This window comes from Bordetella genomosp. 7, from assembly GCF_002261415.1.
GTDB lineage: Bacteria > Pseudomonadota > Gammaproteobacteria > Burkholderiales > Burkholderiaceae_B > Bordetella_A.
This window is the reverse complement of record NZ_NEVI01000003.1, coordinates 21,907-36,191: the sequence shown is the minus strand read 5'-3', so window position 1 is coordinate 36,191 and position 14,285 is coordinate 21,907. Positions and strand designations below refer to the sequence as shown.

At 65.4% G+C, this 14,285-nt stretch carries 13 protein-coding genes; 4 read left to right on the top strand and 9 right to left on the bottom strand.

Annotated features, from left to right (window positions below):
* The first annotated feature begins 100 nt into the window (after positions 1-100).
* Both CAL18_RS02090 and mgtE read left to right on the top strand, forming a co-directional pair.
* Positions 101-508, top strand: coding sequence for an acyl-CoA thioesterase (locus CAL18_RS02090; protein ID WP_026641060.1), 408 nt, complete (start codon positions 101-103; stop codon positions 506-508).
* A gap of 26 nt (positions 509-534) precedes the next feature.
* Entirely contained in the window at positions 535-2,010 is a 1,476-nt protein-coding gene (gene mgtE, locus CAL18_RS02085; RefSeq protein ID WP_026641061.1) for a magnesium transporter, read from the top strand.
* A gap of 18 nt (positions 2,011-2,028) precedes the next feature.
* Here the strand turns inward: mgtE and CAL18_RS02080 are convergent, their stop codons facing one another.
* Both CAL18_RS02080 and CAL18_RS02075 read right to left on the bottom strand, forming a co-directional pair.
* Complete coding sequence (locus CAL18_RS02080) at positions 2,029-2,496, bottom strand: Lrp/AsnC family transcriptional regulator (protein WP_026641062.1); 468 nt, start codon at positions 2,494-2,496, stop codon at positions 2,029-2,031.
* Between the two features lie 26 nt (positions 2,497-2,522).
* Complete coding sequence (locus tag CAL18_RS02075) at positions 2,523-3,785, bottom strand: D-amino acid dehydrogenase (RefSeq protein ID WP_094817242.1); 1,263 nt, start codon at positions 3,783-3,785, stop codon at positions 2,523-2,525.
* Between the two features lie 191 nt (positions 3,786-3,976).
* Here CAL18_RS02075 and CAL18_RS02070 point away from each other — a divergent pair, with 191 nt between their 5' ends.
* Entirely contained in the window at positions 3,977-4,510 is a 534-nt protein-coding gene (locus tag CAL18_RS02070) for a cysteine dioxygenase family protein (protein ID WP_026641064.1), read from the top strand.
* A gap of 15 nt (positions 4,511-4,525) precedes the next feature.
* Here the strand turns inward: CAL18_RS02070 and CAL18_RS02065 are convergent, their stop codons facing one another.
* The 3 genes from CAL18_RS02065 to CAL18_RS02055 form a co-directional block, all read right to left on the bottom strand.
* Positions 4,526-5,245 (bottom strand): VOC family protein, encoded by a 720-nt coding sequence (locus tag CAL18_RS02065; RefSeq protein ID WP_026641065.1) that lies wholly within the window; start codon positions 5,243-5,245, stop codon positions 4,526-4,528.
* A 10-nt stretch (positions 5,246-5,255) separates the two neighbouring features.
* On the bottom strand, positions 5,256-8,015 hold the full coding sequence (gene secA / locus CAL18_RS02060) for a preprotein translocase subunit SecA (RefSeq protein WP_026641066.1): 2,760 nt from the start codon (positions 8,013-8,015) through the stop codon (positions 5,256-5,258).
* A 161-nt stretch (positions 8,016-8,176) separates the two neighbouring features.
* Complete coding sequence (locus CAL18_RS02055) at positions 8,177-9,163, bottom strand: M23 family metallopeptidase (protein ID WP_026641067.1); 987 nt, start codon at positions 9,161-9,163, stop codon at positions 8,177-8,179.
* Between the two features lie 42 nt (positions 9,164-9,205).
* Between CAL18_RS02055 and CAL18_RS02050 the strand changes: the two genes are divergently transcribed.
* Positions 9,206-9,697 (top strand): flagellar hook-length control protein FliK, encoded by a 492-nt coding sequence (locus tag CAL18_RS02050; protein ID WP_026641068.1) that lies wholly within the window; start codon positions 9,206-9,208, stop codon positions 9,695-9,697.
* Positions 9,698-9,704: 7 nt separating this feature from the next.
* Here the strand turns inward: CAL18_RS02050 and lpxC are convergent, their stop codons facing one another.
* The 4 genes from lpxC to CAL18_RS02030 all read right to left on the bottom strand — a co-directional run bounded on the left by lpxC (position 9,705) and on the right by CAL18_RS02030 (position 14,279).
* Entirely contained in the window at positions 9,705-10,628 is a 924-nt protein-coding gene (gene lpxC / locus CAL18_RS02045) for a UDP-3-O-acyl-N-acetylglucosamine deacetylase (RefSeq protein ID WP_026641069.1), read from the bottom strand.
* Positions 10,629-10,849: 221 nt separating this feature from the next.
* Positions 10,850-12,031 carry a cell division protein FtsZ gene (gene ftsZ / locus CAL18_RS02040; protein WP_026641070.1) on the bottom strand — a complete coding sequence of 394 codons (1,182 nt, stop codon included), beginning with the start codon at positions 12,029-12,031 and terminating at the stop codon, positions 10,850-10,852.
* Positions 12,032-12,223: 192 nt separating this feature from the next.
* A complete protein-coding gene (gene ftsA, locus CAL18_RS02035) occupies positions 12,224-13,450 on the bottom strand; it encodes a cell division protein FtsA (RefSeq protein ID WP_026641071.1) in 1,227 nt (408 codons plus the stop codon).
* Positions 13,451-13,454: 4 nt separating this feature from the next.
* Complete coding sequence (locus CAL18_RS02030) at positions 13,455-14,279, bottom strand: cell division protein FtsQ/DivIB (protein WP_026641072.1); 825 nt, start codon at positions 14,277-14,279, stop codon at positions 13,455-13,457.
* Positions 14,280-14,285 lie beyond the last annotated feature (6 nt).

Genomic DNA, 14,285 nt, shown 5'->3' with positions numbered 1-14,285 from the left:
GTCCAGGTCATGCCGTTGCCCCGCGCGCGCGGCATGCCTCCGCATGGCAGGGCGTTTTCCTGCATAATCGGCCCGTCTCCACCCTGTACAGGAGCGCGCCATGTCTGCGTCCAACGCTTTTACAACCCGGCTGCCGCAAGGCCGCGACCCGGTGTTGCGCGTCATGCCCATGCCGGCCGACGCCAACATTCATGGTGATGTTTTCGGCGGCTGGATCATGGCCCAGGTGGACATTGCCGGGTCGGTGCTCGCGGCCCGGCGAGCCGCGGGCCGGGTGGCCACGGTGGCGGTCAACGCCTTTCAGTTCAAGCAGCCTGTCTTCGTGGGCGACCTGCTCAGCTTCTACGCCGCCATCACGAAAACCGGCACCACATCGGTTACCGTATCGGTCGAGGTCTATGCCGAGCGCCACCGTCTGGATGCCGAAGTCGTCAAGGTCACCGAAGCCACGCTTACCTACGTCGCCACCGACGAAGCCCGGCGTAGCCGGCCTCTGCCCGCCCTTTAGTCCCTAACCCGCCCGGCCGTACTCCTATGACGCAGCAGCCCGCCGCCGCCACCAAGCCGAAGGCGACGCCTCGCCGGCTCGACCCCGAAGACGCCCAGCACGCCCTGGCCGAAGTCCAGGACCTGCTGCGCCGCCAGCAGGTGGTCGAAGACCTGGTCCATCGGCAAGAACAAGGCGACAGCAAGGCATCGCTGGTCGAAGACCTGGTGCATCGCCAGCACGAGACCGAGCTCGCGGCGCTGGTCAACGACCTGCATCCGGCGGACATCGCGTTCATCCTCGAATCGCTGCCCAAGGAAGAACGGCAGGCGGTCTGGCGCCTGGTGAGCCCTCACCATGACGCCGACGTCCTGCTCGAGGTCGAAGACTGGGTCCGCGAATCGCTCATCGAGGCAATGGACCGCCAGGACCTCGTGGCCGCCACCGGCAACATGGATGCCGACGAGCTGGCCGACCTGGCGCCTGACCTGCCGCCCGATGTCGTGGCCGAAGTGCAGAAAGGCCTGACCGAAGAAGAGCGCGCGCAGTTGCTCGAGGCCATGGGGTACCCCGAGGACAGCGTGGGCGCCATCATGGACTTCGAAATGGTGCGTGTACGCGAAGACGTCACGCTCGAAGTGGTGTTGCGCTACCTGCGTCGCCTGCACGAACTGCCCGACCACACCGACCAGGTTTTCGTGGTCGACCGGCAAGACAAGCTGCAGGGCGTCCTGCCCTTGTCGAAGCTGCTGGTCAGCGAACCCGAAACCGAAGTGCGCGAGGTCATGAGCACGGATTTCCTGACGCTCAATCCGCTGGATTCCGACGCCGATGCCGCCGGTGCATTCGAGCGCTACGATCTCGTGTCGGCGCCTGTCATGGACGACCAGGGCCGGCTGATCGGGCGCGTCACCATTGCCGACGTGGTCGACGTGATGCGCGAAGACTCGCAAGAACAAGCGCTGTCGCGCGCCGGCCTGCAAGAAGAAGACATCTTTGCGCCCGTCGCGATGGCCCTGCGCAACCGGGCGCCATGGCTGCTGTTCAATCTGTGCACGGCGGCAACCGCGTCGTTTGTCGCCTCGCGGTTCGAAGACACCGTCAGCCACATCGTGATCCTGGCTTTCCTGATGTCCATCGTGGCGGGCATCGGCGGAAACTCGGGCAACCAGACGATGACCATGATCATCCGCGCGCTGGCCGTGGGCCGCATTACCGGCCGCAACCTGTGGCAGCTGGTCAAGCGCGAAATGCTCGTCACCCTGCTGGTGGGCCTGTGCGGCAGCGTGGTGGCGGCGTTGTTTGCCTGGGGCATATCGAATTCCGTCGCCATTGCCATCGTGATGATGGCGGCCATGATCTGCAACATGCTGGTAGGCGCGTCGGTCGGCGTGCTGGTGCCCATGGTGCGCGCGCGCTTTGGCAAAGACCCGGCCATCGGCTCGTCGGTACTGCTGACATTCGCCACCGACTCGCTGGGGTTTTTCATCTTCCTGGGCCTGGCCACCATTTTCCTGCTGTAGCCACGGCGGCCCGCCATCCTACGGCCGTCCGGCGGGCTCCAGCGGCAGCTCGGTCGTGCTCTTGATCACTTCCATCGAAAAGCTGGCGCTGACATCGAGCAGGTCCACCGCCTTGATCAGCCGCTGATAGAAGCGGTCGTAGGCCGCCATATCCGCCACGACCACTTTCAAGAGATAGTCCAGGTCGCCCGCCATGCGATGAAACTCGACGACGTTGGGCAGGGACGTCACGGCGCCGATCAGGTTCTGCGTCCACTTGGCATTGTGCTGGCTGGTCTTGATCGACACGAAAACGGTCAGCCCCAGGCCCACGGCGCCCGGGTCGACCAGCACGGTGGTGCGTTCGATCACGCCGTCTTCTTTCAGCTTCTGTATGCGGCGCCAGCACGGCGTGACCGACAGATTGACCTGTTCGGCAATCTCGGCCACCGGGCGCGTGGCGTCTTTCTGCAGCAGGCTCAGTATTTTGAGATCAATCTGGTCCATGTAGCGGTCCGCCGGCGTAAAAGGTGTCAGGCATAACGGTCTGCAGTCAGGCCGTCCAGGTCGATTTCCGGCGTGCGCCCGGCCACGACGTCCGCCACGATCTTGCCGGTGCCGCAGGCCTGCGTCCAGCCATTGGATCCATGGCCGCAATCCAGGAACAGATTGGCATAGCGTGTCTTGCCCAGTATGGCCGGCCCGTCGGGTGTCATGGGGCGCAGCCCCGCCCAGGGCTGCGCCCCATCCAGGTCCAGGCCTTGCGGAAACCATTCGCGCACCACGCCGGCAAGAAATGCCACGCGGCCGGGGTCCACGGCCAGGCTATAGCCCTTGAGTTCGGCCATGCCGGCCGCCCGCACGCGATCGCCCAGGCGCGAGATCATGACCTTGTTGTATTCGTCCATGATGGCGGCACGGGGCGCGCGGGCATCGTCGGTAATGCGCGCCGTGATCGAATAGCCTTTCAAGGGGTACACCGGCAGCTTCAGGCCCAGCGGACGCAACAGGAACGGCGCCTGCGTTCCCAGGGCCACCACGTATGCATCGGCCGCCAGCAGACCGGCGGCGCCGTCGACGCGTATCCCCTCGATGCGGTCGCCCGCCCGTGCCAATGCGCTGACGCGCGCGCCGTACCGAAAGGTCACGCCCTGCGACGCCAGATAGGCGGCCAGATCATTGGCAAACTTGTGACTGTCGCCCGAGCCGTCCAGCGGCAAGTAGAGTGCGCCCGCAATCGGGGCCTGGGCCGATGCCAAAGCAGGCTCCAGGCGACGCACGCCGCTCGCATCGAGCAATTGCCACGGAACCTCGAATTCATCCAGGGCGCGCGTAATGGCAGGCACTGCTTTCATGTCGGCTTGCGCGCGAAACACTTGCAAGGTGCCGTCGCGGTGATGATCGAACTCGATGGGCAAGCCCGAGTCCGCCAGTTCCCGCAGGCAGGCATCGCTGTAATGGGCCACCCGCTGCATGCGCAGTTTGTTGTCGCGGAAGCGCTCGGCGGTACAGTTGCCCAGCCAGCGCGCCAGCCAGGCCAGCTTGCGTGGATTCGGGGCAAACGAAAAACGGATGGGCGCCTGGCGTTGCAGGGCCATTTTCAAGACCTTGCCCACCATGCCCGGGGCGGCCCAAGGGCCGGCGAAGCTGGGGCACAGGCCGCCGGCATTGCCAAAGCTGGTCTCCATCGCGGGGCCTGGCTGGCGGTCCAGCACCGTGACTTCATGCCCGTCGCGCCACAAGTAATACGCCACGGCGACGCCGGCGACACCCGCCCCCAACACTGCGACCTTCATGTCCGCTCCTGATAGCCTAGTCTACACACGCTTGCGTGCGCGAATTATGCGCTGCGCGGGCAAACGTGCATAGAACCCCCGGCGGTCACGCAAATTTTTTCTAATCCCGCGCCGCCGGCGGGCGCATTTGGCAAAACCGTTCCGGGGCAAGGCGATAGCATGGTCGGGTCAACCTGCCTTTCAAGAACGCCATGCAGCACATCAGCGCAACCACCGTGACTTGCCTGGATTCCCTATGCTCTGCCGTGCGCGCCGCGCAGCGCCAGGCGCAGCGCCATCTGCTGGATATCCTGGCCAGGAGCGCCGCCGATGCACCGGACTTGCTCGAGCACCTGCCGGTGCATTTGCGCGACGGCCATCCGGATACCTACCTGCGTCACATCGCCTACAGCGATCCGCAGGGCACGTTCACGGTTTTCTACCTGGTATGGCGCCCCGGCCAGGCGACGCCGGTGCACGGCCACAAGACCTGGTGCGCCTACCGGGTGCTGCAGGGAGAACTTCAGGAAACCCATTACCAGTGGGACGCCGCAGCGTGCGTGGCCCGCCCCGTGGGCGAGGCGCTGCGGCGGCCGCGCGACGTGGCCACCGCCACTCCCGGCCTGCACCAGATACACCGGCTGCGCAATGCGGGCGACCGCGTGGCGATATCCTTGCACATCTATGGGGTGGCACAGGCCGACGCGCAATCGGGCGTGAACCAGTTGGTGCCGGCCGCCGCCTGAGCTTGCGTGCCGCGGCTACAGCCCGGTGTCCAGCGCGTAGCGCACACCGTCGCGGTTTTCGAGCACCAGGCGGGCCAGCGTGGGCTGAACAGCGCCCGCGTCCGGAACGACATGCAGGTGCATGTTGCCCAGCGGCACATCCCAGCCGTCGCCGGCGGCCTCGACGGGAACGTCTGCCACTGTTGCCAGCTGCCTGGCCACCTCGCGCGCGTCCGAGGCCCGCACCTCGATGCTGTGAATGCGCCGCGCGCCGTTGGCGTGCGACATCAGCGCCGGATTCCATACACATTCCGGCGTCAGGTGGCGGCAGAAGTACATCCGGAAACCGGGCAGCGGCTGCTGCGAAAAGCGCACCGTCTGAAAACGGGCCTGCACTTCGCGGCCATCGACCTGGGCCGGTCGCGTCAGGTCTTGTACGGGGTTCACCGCAAAACCCGCGTCGTGCAACCGCTGGTAGGTGCGCTGGGCGTCATCGGTGCGAAACACCAGGGCCTCGAGCCCGAACGGCGAATCGGCAATTTCTTTGCGTGCGGGCGGCGCGCCGGGCGGCCAGCCCAGCAATTCGATGTACGTACTGTCGAGTACGACGAGCCGGTTGCACGAACCCAGGTTGTGCACCGACTTGTCGCTCAGCAGAAAGCCCTGCCGCTCGTAGTGTGGCGCCAGCTCGTCGAGCCGGTCGCGCACCATGACCACGGCGTGGTCGAATTCCGTGCGCCCCGCGTCGTGCAACATGGCGGCGCCCTCAGGCCAGCTTGCCGTGGCAGTGTTTGAACTTCTTGCCGCTGCCGCACGGGCAAGGGTCGTTACGGCCGACCTTGGGCATGTAGTTGCGTACCGGTTGCTGGGCCGGCGGCTGGGCCGGCTGCTGCGCCGGCGCGTTGGCGTCGCCCAGCGCCTCGTCGTAGTCGGAATGGTGGTACTGGACGTTCTGCACGTGCGGCTGGCTGGTTTCGGCCTCGGCCGCCTGCTCGACCTGCTCGGCCGTCTGGACACGCACCGTCAGCAGTACCCGGACGACATCGTCGCGGATACGGTCGAGCATGTTCGAAAACAGCTCGAACGCCTCGCGCTTGTATTCCTGCTTGGGGTTCTTCTGCGCATAGCCGCGCAGGTGTATGCCCTGGCGCAGGTAGTCCAGGGCCGACAGGTGTTCGCGCCAATGGGTGTCGATGGCCTGCAGCATGATCGAACGCTCGAACTGCGCCCAGGGCTCTTCGCCCACCTGTGCGATCTTGGCCGCGTACACGTCGCGCACCGCCTGCAGCACCCGCTGCAGGATGTCGTCGTCGGTAAGGTTGGGCTCTTTTTCCAGCATGTCGGCCAGCGGCAGATGGATCTGCCAGTCGCCCGCCAGCGCCTGCTCCAGAGCCGGCACGTCCCATTGTTCTTCGACCGACTCGGCCGGAATGAACCGGCGCACCAGATCGGTGGCCGCGGATTCGCTGAGCCCCTCGACCGAAGCGCGGATGGACGTGGATTCGAGGACTTCGTTGCGTTGCGAGTACAGTACCTTGCGCTGGTCGTTGGCAACGTCGTCGTACTCGAGCAGCTGCTTGCGGATGTCGAAGTTGCGGCCTTCGACCTTGCGCTGCGCGGTCTCGATGGAACGCGTCACCATGCCTGCCTCGATGGGCTCGCCTTCGGGCAGCTTCAGGCGTTCCATGATGGCGCGCACGCGGTCGCCCGCGAAAATGCGCATCAGCGGGTCTTCAAGCGAAAGGTAAAAGCGCGACGAGCCCGGGTCGCCCTGGCGGCCGGCACGGCCGCGCAACTGGTTGTCGATGCGGCGCGATTCGTGGCGCTCGGTGCCGATGATGCGCAAGCCGCCTGCGGCCTTGACCGCCTCGTTGGTTGGCTGCCATTCGGACCGCACTTTCTCGATACGCGCTTCTTTTTCGGCGTCGGACAGCGTTTCGTCGGCGCGGATCAGGTCGACCTGCTTGTCGACACTGCCGCCCAGCACGATGTCGGTGCCGCGCCCGGCCATGTTGGTGGCAATGGTGATGTGGCCCGGCTTGCCCGCTTCGGCAACGATCTCGGCTTCGCGCGCATGCTGCTTGGCGTTGAGCACCTCGTGCGGCAGCCCGGCCTGCTTGAGCAGGTTGGACAACAGCTCGGAGTTTTCAATACTGGTCGTACCGACCAGTACCGGCTGGCCGCGTTCGTGGCAGTCGCGGATATCGTTCAGGATGGCGTTGTACTTTTCATTCGCCGTCTTGAAGACCTGGTCGTTCTGGTCCTTGCGGACCATGGGTTTGTTGGTGGGGATGATGACCGTTTCCAGGCTATAGATTTCCTGGAATTCGTAGGCCTCGGTATCCGCCGTACCGGTCATGCCGGCCAGCTTGTCGTACATCCGGAAGTAATTCTGGAACGTGATGGAGGCCAGCGTCTGGTTTTCGTGCTGGATCTTCACGCCTTCCTTGGCCTCGACGGCCTGGTGCAGGCCATCGGACCAGCGCCGGCCCACCATCAGGCGGCCGGTGAACTCGTCGACGATGACGACTTCGCCGTCCTGCACCACATATTGCTGGTCGCGGAAGAACAGCGTATTGGCGCGCAGCGCCACCATCAGGTGGTGCATGAGCGCGATGTGGCGGGGGTCGTACAGCGATTCGCCCGCCGGCAGCAGGCCCAGCTCGGCAAGAATGCGCTCGGCGTTTTCGTGGCCGCTCTCGGACAGGAACACTTGCTGGGATTTCTCGTCGACCCAGTAGTCACCTTCGGGCTCGGGTTCGTGCGGCTTGGGCTCGGACGCCATGCGCTTCAGGAGCGGCGGCACGGCGTTCATGCGCACGTACAGTTCGGTGTGGTCTTCGGCCTGGCCCGAGATGATCAGCGGCGTACGGGCTTCGTCGATCAGGATGGAGTCGACTTCGTCGACGATGGCGTACGTCAGGCTGCGCTGGCGCCGGTCTTCGACGCGGTATTCCATGTTGTCGCGCAGGTAGTCGAAGCCGAACTCGTTGTTGGTGCCGTACGTGATGTCGGCAGCGTAGGCGGCGATTTTCTCGTCGTTCGGCTGCTGCGGCACCACCACGCCGGTGCTCATGCCCAGGAATCGGTACAACCGCCCCATCCATTCGGCGTCGCGTCGGGCCAGGTAGTCGTTGACCGTGACCACATGCACGCCCTTGCCGGCGATGGCGTTCAGGTACACGGGCAACGTGGCCATGAGTGTCTTGCCTTCGCCGGTACGCATTTCGGCGATCTTGCCGTTATGCAGGGCGATGCCCCCCAGCAGCTGCACATCGAAGTGGCGCATGCCGAACACGCGCTTGCCGGCTTCGCGAACCACCGCAAACGCTTCGGGCAGCAAGTCGTCCAGCGACGTGCCGTCGGCGTGGCGGGTACGGAATTCCTGGGTCTTGGCCGCCAGCTCTGCGTCGGAAAGCGCGGCGAACTTGGGTTCCAGTGCGTTGATCTGGACGACCAGCTTGCGATACTGCTTAAGCAACCGGTCGTTGCGGCTGCCTATGAGTTTTTTGAGCAAAGAAACCATGCGTGTCGGTGGCGGCACCGGCGGCGCCCGCCCCCCGATGGGCCGGACTCCGCCCGGGGCGGATTGTTATTTGGTTGAGCGGACAACTCCGCTGGGAAACAATCGAGTTTAACGCACCTGCGCGGCAGTGACAGGACCAACCGCAAAAGCGTCGCACCGGATCATTGGGTGACCGGTTCGCCGGCCGCGGCGGTATCCGGGCCCTGAGCGACCACCGGCGGCCGGGCCTCGGGCGACTGCAGGAACAGGCGGGGATCCAGGGGCTGGCCCGCCAGGCGCACCTCGAAATGCAGGTGGGGGCCCGTAGAGCGGCCCGTAGAGCCGACGCGCGCGATCTCCTGGCCGCGCGCGACCACATCGCCGGGCTTGACGAGCAGCTTGGACGCGTGGGCATAACGGGTGATCAGGCCGTCGCCATGGTCGATCTCGACCGTATTGCCGTAGCCCGCCAGGTAACTGGCCTCGAGCACCACGCCCCCCGACGCCGCAAGGATCGGGGTACCCGACGGCGCGGAGAAATCCAGGCCCTCGTGCATCGCGTAGCGGTGGGTGACCGGGTTGCGGCGCCATCCGTATGAGGAACTCAGGTAGGGATAATCGGCAATGGGCGCGCCGGAGGGCAGCCTGGCCTGGTCGGCCGAACGCCGCGTCAGCGCCACATCCAGCATGCGCAGGTTGTCGGTCTGCTGCGTCAGGCGCATCTGCAGCTCGTCCAGACGCCGGCCGAGCTCTTCGGCCGATTCGTATCCCGGAGGCTGGCGGTCGGTGAAAAGATCGTCCATGACGTGCTCGGCGTGAGCGGGCGCATTTAGCTCGGCAGCCAGTTCGGGATCGGTATAGGCCACCCCGGCGACCTGGGCCACGCGCCGGCCCAGGCTGTCGATGCCCACCAGCTTGGCCTGCAATTCGCCCACCTTGGCGGCCAGCATGCTGACGTTTTCGCGCAGGAACGCCGCCTCGCGCCCCGGCTGGGCATCCTGGGCGTAGGCCGCCCAGTCGACCGAATACGCGGCGGGGGCAACTGGAGTAAGGTAGCGCTGTACGGTGGCGCCGATGAGCGCGGCCGTGGCCAGCAAGGCCGCCAGCACCAGGACCAGCTGCGCGCCCCCCAGGGCGAACTGGCCAGGCTGCCCGTCGCGGGCATGCATAATCACGATTTTCAAGGTACGTATCCTGTTATTCGAGCCGGCATGAACAGATCCATTCCATACCGCACACGTTCGGCCACCGGCCGGCGGGAAGGCAACACCGCCCTGGGGTGGCTGGGTCACGATACGCGCGCCGCCGGCGTACTGGCTACGGCACGCACGCATCTGCAAATACAACAAGCCGTGGCCGCCGTGCTGCCGCCTGCGCTGGGCGTCATGTGCGTGGTGGCCAAACTGGAAAGCCAGCGCCTGACGCTGGCGGTGCCCAGTGCCGCCCATGCGGCCAAGCTGCGCCAGATGGCGCCGCGGATCGCACAGGCGCTCTGCGCCCAAGGCTGGAACCTTAACGAAATTGCGGTTCGCGTTCAAGCGGGAATGCCCAAGCCCGGCGCGAAAATGCCGCGCCCGCCCAAAGAAGCCGAGCCCCTGGGCGAAACCGCGCTGGGCGCCTTTGAACAGCTAAAGGGAACACTGCGGCCCGGTCCGCTGGCCGATGCAGTGGCCAGGCTGCTGGCCCATCACAAGCCCCGCTGACTGGCCGTCAGGCCAGCTTCCATTCGTGGCGGAACGCCTGCGGGGCCGCCGCCTGGGATTCGTAAGTGACCAATTCCCAGGCATCGCGCTGCGCCAGCAGCGCGCGGGCCAGCTGGTTGTTCAGCCCGTGGCCCGATTTGCATGCCACGTAGCGGGCCACCAGCGGCTTGCCCAACAGATAAAGGTCGCCGATGGCGTCCAGGATCTTGTGCTTGACGAACTCGTCGTCGTAGCGCAAGCCATCGCTGTTGAGCACCCGGTACTCGTCCATGACGATGGCGTTGTCCAGGCTGCCGCCCCGCGCAAGGCCCATGGAACGCAAGGCCTCGACTTCGTTGACAAAGCCGAAGGTGCGCGCGCGGGCGATCTCGCGCACGTAGGAATGGGTGGCGAAATCGATTTCGGCGAAATTCGCGGTGGAATCGATAGCCGGATGACGGAAATCGATCGAGAAGGCCAAGGCAAAGCCGTCGTGCGGTTCCAGGCGCGCCCATTTCAGGTTGCGGCCCTCGCCTTCGCGGATTTCAACCGGCTTGAGCACCTTGATGAATTGCTTGGGAGCGTTCTGCTCCACAATGCCGGCCGACCGCAGCAGGTACACAAAGGTGGCAGCGCTGCCATCCATGATGGGGACTTCTTCGGCGGTAAGGTCGACATGCAGGTTGTCGATGCCCAGGCCCGCCAGCGCCGACATCAGGTGCTCGACTGTGGAGACGCGCACGTCGCCTTGCTGCAGCACCGACGCCATGCGGGTGTCGCCCACGGTCATGGCCTGCGCCGGCAGATCGACGACTTCGGGCAGGTCGACGCGATGAAACACGATGCCGGTATTGGCTTCGGCAGGGCGCAACGTGAGCTCGACCCGGCGGCCGGAATGGACGCCTACGCCAGTGGTACGGACGAGATTCTGAATGCTGCGCTGTCGGAACATGGGAAATTGTGCGGGAAGCCTGCGCCAGTAAAGATCAATGAAATCACCGGCATAAGTGCATATTGTAACCCCGTGGAGACCCGGGTGCCATGCGCACGTAATATTGCCGCTAATATGTCCCCTTTTCGGGCGGCACAATGCCGCCCATGACCGGCCCGCCTGGGGAAGGACGGGCCGGCGTCGAGGGAGTCGGGCCGGTTCCCCGGCCCGTTGCAACACCGTCAGTCGGCCTGCTTGCGCAGGAACGCCGGGATGTCGAAGTGGTCCATGCCCGAGCTTTCCAGCGCGCGCACCTGGGCCGACGCCTGCGTGCGCGGGTTGCGCATCACCGACGGCATGTCCAGGTTACGGTAGTCGCCGCCCTGGCCCATCATGCCGGCCATCGGCAGGTTGTCGGTGCCGGTACGCAGCGCTTCGGCGGCATTCTGCACCAACTGCGGGCGCGCGACATTGCGGCCCAGGCCGGTGGCCACCACGGTGACGCGCAGGTTGTCGCCCATCGACTCGTCGTAGGCGGTGCCGAAGATCACGGTGGCGTCGTCCGAAGCATAGCTGCGGATGGTTTCCATGATTTCGCGCGTTTCGCGCATCTTCAGGGTGCGGCTGGCGGTGATGTTGACCAGCACGCCGCGCGCGCCGTTCAGATCCACGCCCTCGAGCAGCGGGCAGGCAATGGCCTGTTCGGCTGCAACCCGTGCCCTATCCGCGCCGCTGGCCGTGGCCGTGCCCATCATGGCCTGGCCCTGCTCGCCCATGATCGTCTTCACGTCTTCGAAGTCGACGTTCACATTGCCTTCGACATTGATGATCTCGGCAATGCCGGCGCAAGCGTTGTGCAGGATATCGTCGGCCGAACGGAAGCAGTCTTCCTGCGTCGCGTCCTCGTCCATCAGCTCGTACAGGTTCTCGTTCAGCACCACGATCAGCGAATGAACGTGCTTGGCGAGCTCGCCGATACCATCTTCGGCCATCTTCAGGCGCTTGTTGCCCTCGAAGCTGAAGGGCTTGGTCACCACGCCCACGGTCAGGATGCCCAGTTCCTTGGCAACCTCGGCCACGACCGGGCTGGCGCCCGTGCCGGTGCCGCCGCCCATGCCGGCCGTAATGAACACCATATGGGCGCCATTGAGGGCCTGGCGGATTTCCTCGCGGGCGGTTTCCGCCGATGCCCGGCCCTGCTCGGGCTTGGCGCCGGCGCCCAGGCCGGTGCGGCCCAGGCGAATCTGCACCGGCGCGTTGGTGGCCGCCAACGCCTGGGCGTCGGTATTGGCGCAGATGAAATCCACGCCATGCACGCCGCTGCGGATCATGTGCGCGACGGCATTGCCGCCCGCGCCGCCAACACCGACGACCTTGATAACGGTCCCTTTGGTGTTGCTCTCTAACATCTCAAAGTTCATCATGATGACTCCCTCACAAGTCTGGATTTGCAATTCACAAAAAAATTCCCCGACAGCCTATTTTTGTGAGTCGCCTCAAAAACGAAGCCGGCCATGTGGTCCGCAACGGTTTTGAAACGCCTCGGTTCGGCGAATGCCGCCCTGTTGTCTGTTTGGGCTGCAGCCGCCAGGAACAGGCCCTGCCTGCTCCTTTGATCAGTTCATGAACCACTCCTTCATACGCGCCAGCAGCGTCTTGAAACTACCGGTCTGCGCCGCCACTTTGCGGCCGCGCACCCGTTGCATGCGTGCCTCTTGAAGCAGGCCCATCACGGTCGAGAAGCGCGGGTTGCGCATCACGTCCGCCAGGCTGCCTTCGTATTCGGGCACGGCCACGCGCACCGGCTTCAGGAACACATCCTCGGCCAGCTCGACCATGCCGGGCAGCTGCGACGTGCCGCCAGTCAGCACGACGCCGGACGACAGCAGGTCTTCGTAGCCCGAGTCGCGCACCACTTGCTGCACCAGCGAAAACAGTTCTTCGACGCGCGGCTCGATCACCGCCCCCAGCGCCTGGCGCTTGACCTGGCGCGGGCCACGATCGCCCAGGCCCGGCACCTCGACCGCCTCGTCCGGACGCGCCAGCACCTGCTTGGCGACGCCATAGCGCAGCTTGATCTCTTCGGCGTCGGGCGTCGGCGTACGCAGCATGGCGGCAAGATCGTTAGTGATCTGGTCGCCAGCAATGGGCAGCACCGCGGTATGGCGTATCGCCCCGCCGGTGAAAATGGCCACGTCGGTCGTGCCGCCGCCGATATCGACCAGCACCACGCCCAGTTCTTTTTCGTCGGATGTCAGGCACGACAGGCTGGAAGCCAGCGGCTGCAGAATCAGGTCCTGCACCTCGAGCCCGCAGCGCCGCACGCACTTGACGATGTTCTGCGCCGCGCTGACCGCGCCGGTGACGATATGCACGCGGACCTCGAGCCGCAGGCCGCTCATGCCGATGGGCTCGCGGATGTCTTCCTGGCCGTCGACGATGAATTCCTGGGTCAGCACGTGCAGCACCTGCTGGTCAGTGGGGATATTGACGGCCTTGGCGGTCTCGATCACGCGCGCCACGTCGGTGGCGGTGACTTCCTTGTCTTTCACAGCGACCATGCCGCTGGAGTTGAAACTGCGGATATGGCTGCCGGCGATCCCTGTATAGACGTCGCGGATCTTGCAGTCGGCCATCAGCTCGGCCTCTTCCAGCGCACGCTGGATAGAGTTGACGGTGGTCTCGATATTGACGACCACGCCCTTGCGCATGCCGCGCGACTCATGCTGGCCCAGGCCCAGCACTTCGAAGCGGCCCTCGGGCAGGATTTCGGCGACCACGGCGACCACCTTGCTGGTGCCGATGTCCAGGGCGACGATAAGGTCCTTGATGTCACGGGTCATGGCGTTAACGCTTCTTCGAAGAGATGGATGGAGATTTGGATTTGGCCGATTCGTCCGGCAGCGGCGCCAGGGCCAGCGCAAAACCATTGGGGTAACGCAAGTCCGCCTGCGTGACGCCGCGCCCTTCCAGCCGGCTGGTCACCGCGGGCCAGGCCTGCACGAATCGCTGGATGCGCGCGGCGAACGGCAGGGCGCCGGGCAGCCCATGCGGATCGGGCGCATCGGCGCCGGGGTCGCGGCCCAGGTCCAGCGCCATGCCGTTGGACAGGGTGGCCTTCCAGGCATAGCGCGGGCTCAGGTCCAGTTCGCGCACTTGCAGATCCAGCGGCGCGAACCAGCGAGCCAGTTCCGCATAGCGCTGCACCACCAGCCCCTCCGAGCCTTCCGGGCCGGAAAACTGCGGCAGTTCGCTGTCGTCTTCCAGCTCGCCCGTATTGGCCGTAAAGGCTTCGCCCCAGGTATTGATCATCTGGTTTTCGTTCCACAGCGCCAGCGGCTGCTGTTCCTCGATGCGCACACGCAGCGTGTCCGGCCAGATCCGCCGGACGGACGCGCGACGCACCCAGGGCACCGACTCGAACACCTCGCGGGCCTGGTCCAGGTCGACCGTAAAGAAATTGCCCTCGAAACGGCGTGCGATCACGGCGCGCACCGATTCGGGCGACACATAGCGCAGCTCGCCCTCGGCCGACGGTTCCAGCTCGATCGCCGACAGGGTGAAGTACGGACGATGCGCCACCCACACGACCGCGGCCGCGAGCATGGCCAACACCGCCAGCACGGCCAGCGTGTTGGCGATCAGGTTGGTAGTGCGCGCGTCGTTCCACACAGACAG

Coding starts and splice junctions, on each gene's coding strand:
- ftsA (WP_026641071.1), bottom strand. CDS start 13,450: ATGACCCGTGACATCAAGGACCTTATCGTCGCCCTGGACATCGGCACC.
- lpxC (WP_026641069.1), bottom strand. CDS start 10,628: ATGTTCCGACAGCGCAGCATTCAGAATCTCGTCCGTACCACTGGCGTA.
- CAL18_RS02070 (WP_026641064.1), top strand. CDS start 3,977: ATGCAGCACATCAGCGCAACCACCGTGACTTGCCTGGATTCCCTATGC.
- ftsZ (WP_026641070.1), bottom strand. CDS start 12,031: ATGATGAACTTTGAGATGTTAGAGAGCAACACCAAAGGGACCGTTATC.
- CAL18_RS02055 (WP_026641067.1), bottom strand. CDS start 9,163: ATGCATGCCCGCGACGGGCAGCCTGGCCAGTTCGCCCTGGGGGGCGCG.
- mgtE (WP_026641061.1), top strand. CDS start 535: ATGACGCAGCAGCCCGCCGCCGCCACCAAGCCGAAGGCGACGCCTCGC.
- CAL18_RS02090 (WP_026641060.1), top strand. CDS start 101: ATGTCTGCGTCCAACGCTTTTACAACCCGGCTGCCGCAAGGCCGCGAC.
- secA (WP_026641066.1), bottom strand. CDS start 8,015: ATGGTTTCTTTGCTCAAAAAACTCATAGGCAGCCGCAACGACCGGTTG.
- CAL18_RS02080 (WP_026641062.1), bottom strand. CDS start 2,496: ATGGACCAGATTGATCTCAAAATACTGAGCCTGCTGCAGAAAGACGCC.
- CAL18_RS02065 (WP_026641065.1), bottom strand. CDS start 5,245: ATGTTGCACGACGCGGGGCGCACGGAATTCGACCACGCCGTGGTCATG.
- CAL18_RS02075 (WP_094817242.1), bottom strand. CDS start 3,785: ATGAAGGTCGCAGTGTTGGGGGCGGGTGTCGCCGGCGTCGCCGTGGCG.
- CAL18_RS02050 (WP_026641068.1), top strand. CDS start 9,206: ATGAACAGATCCATTCCATACCGCACACGTTCGGCCACCGGCCGGCGG.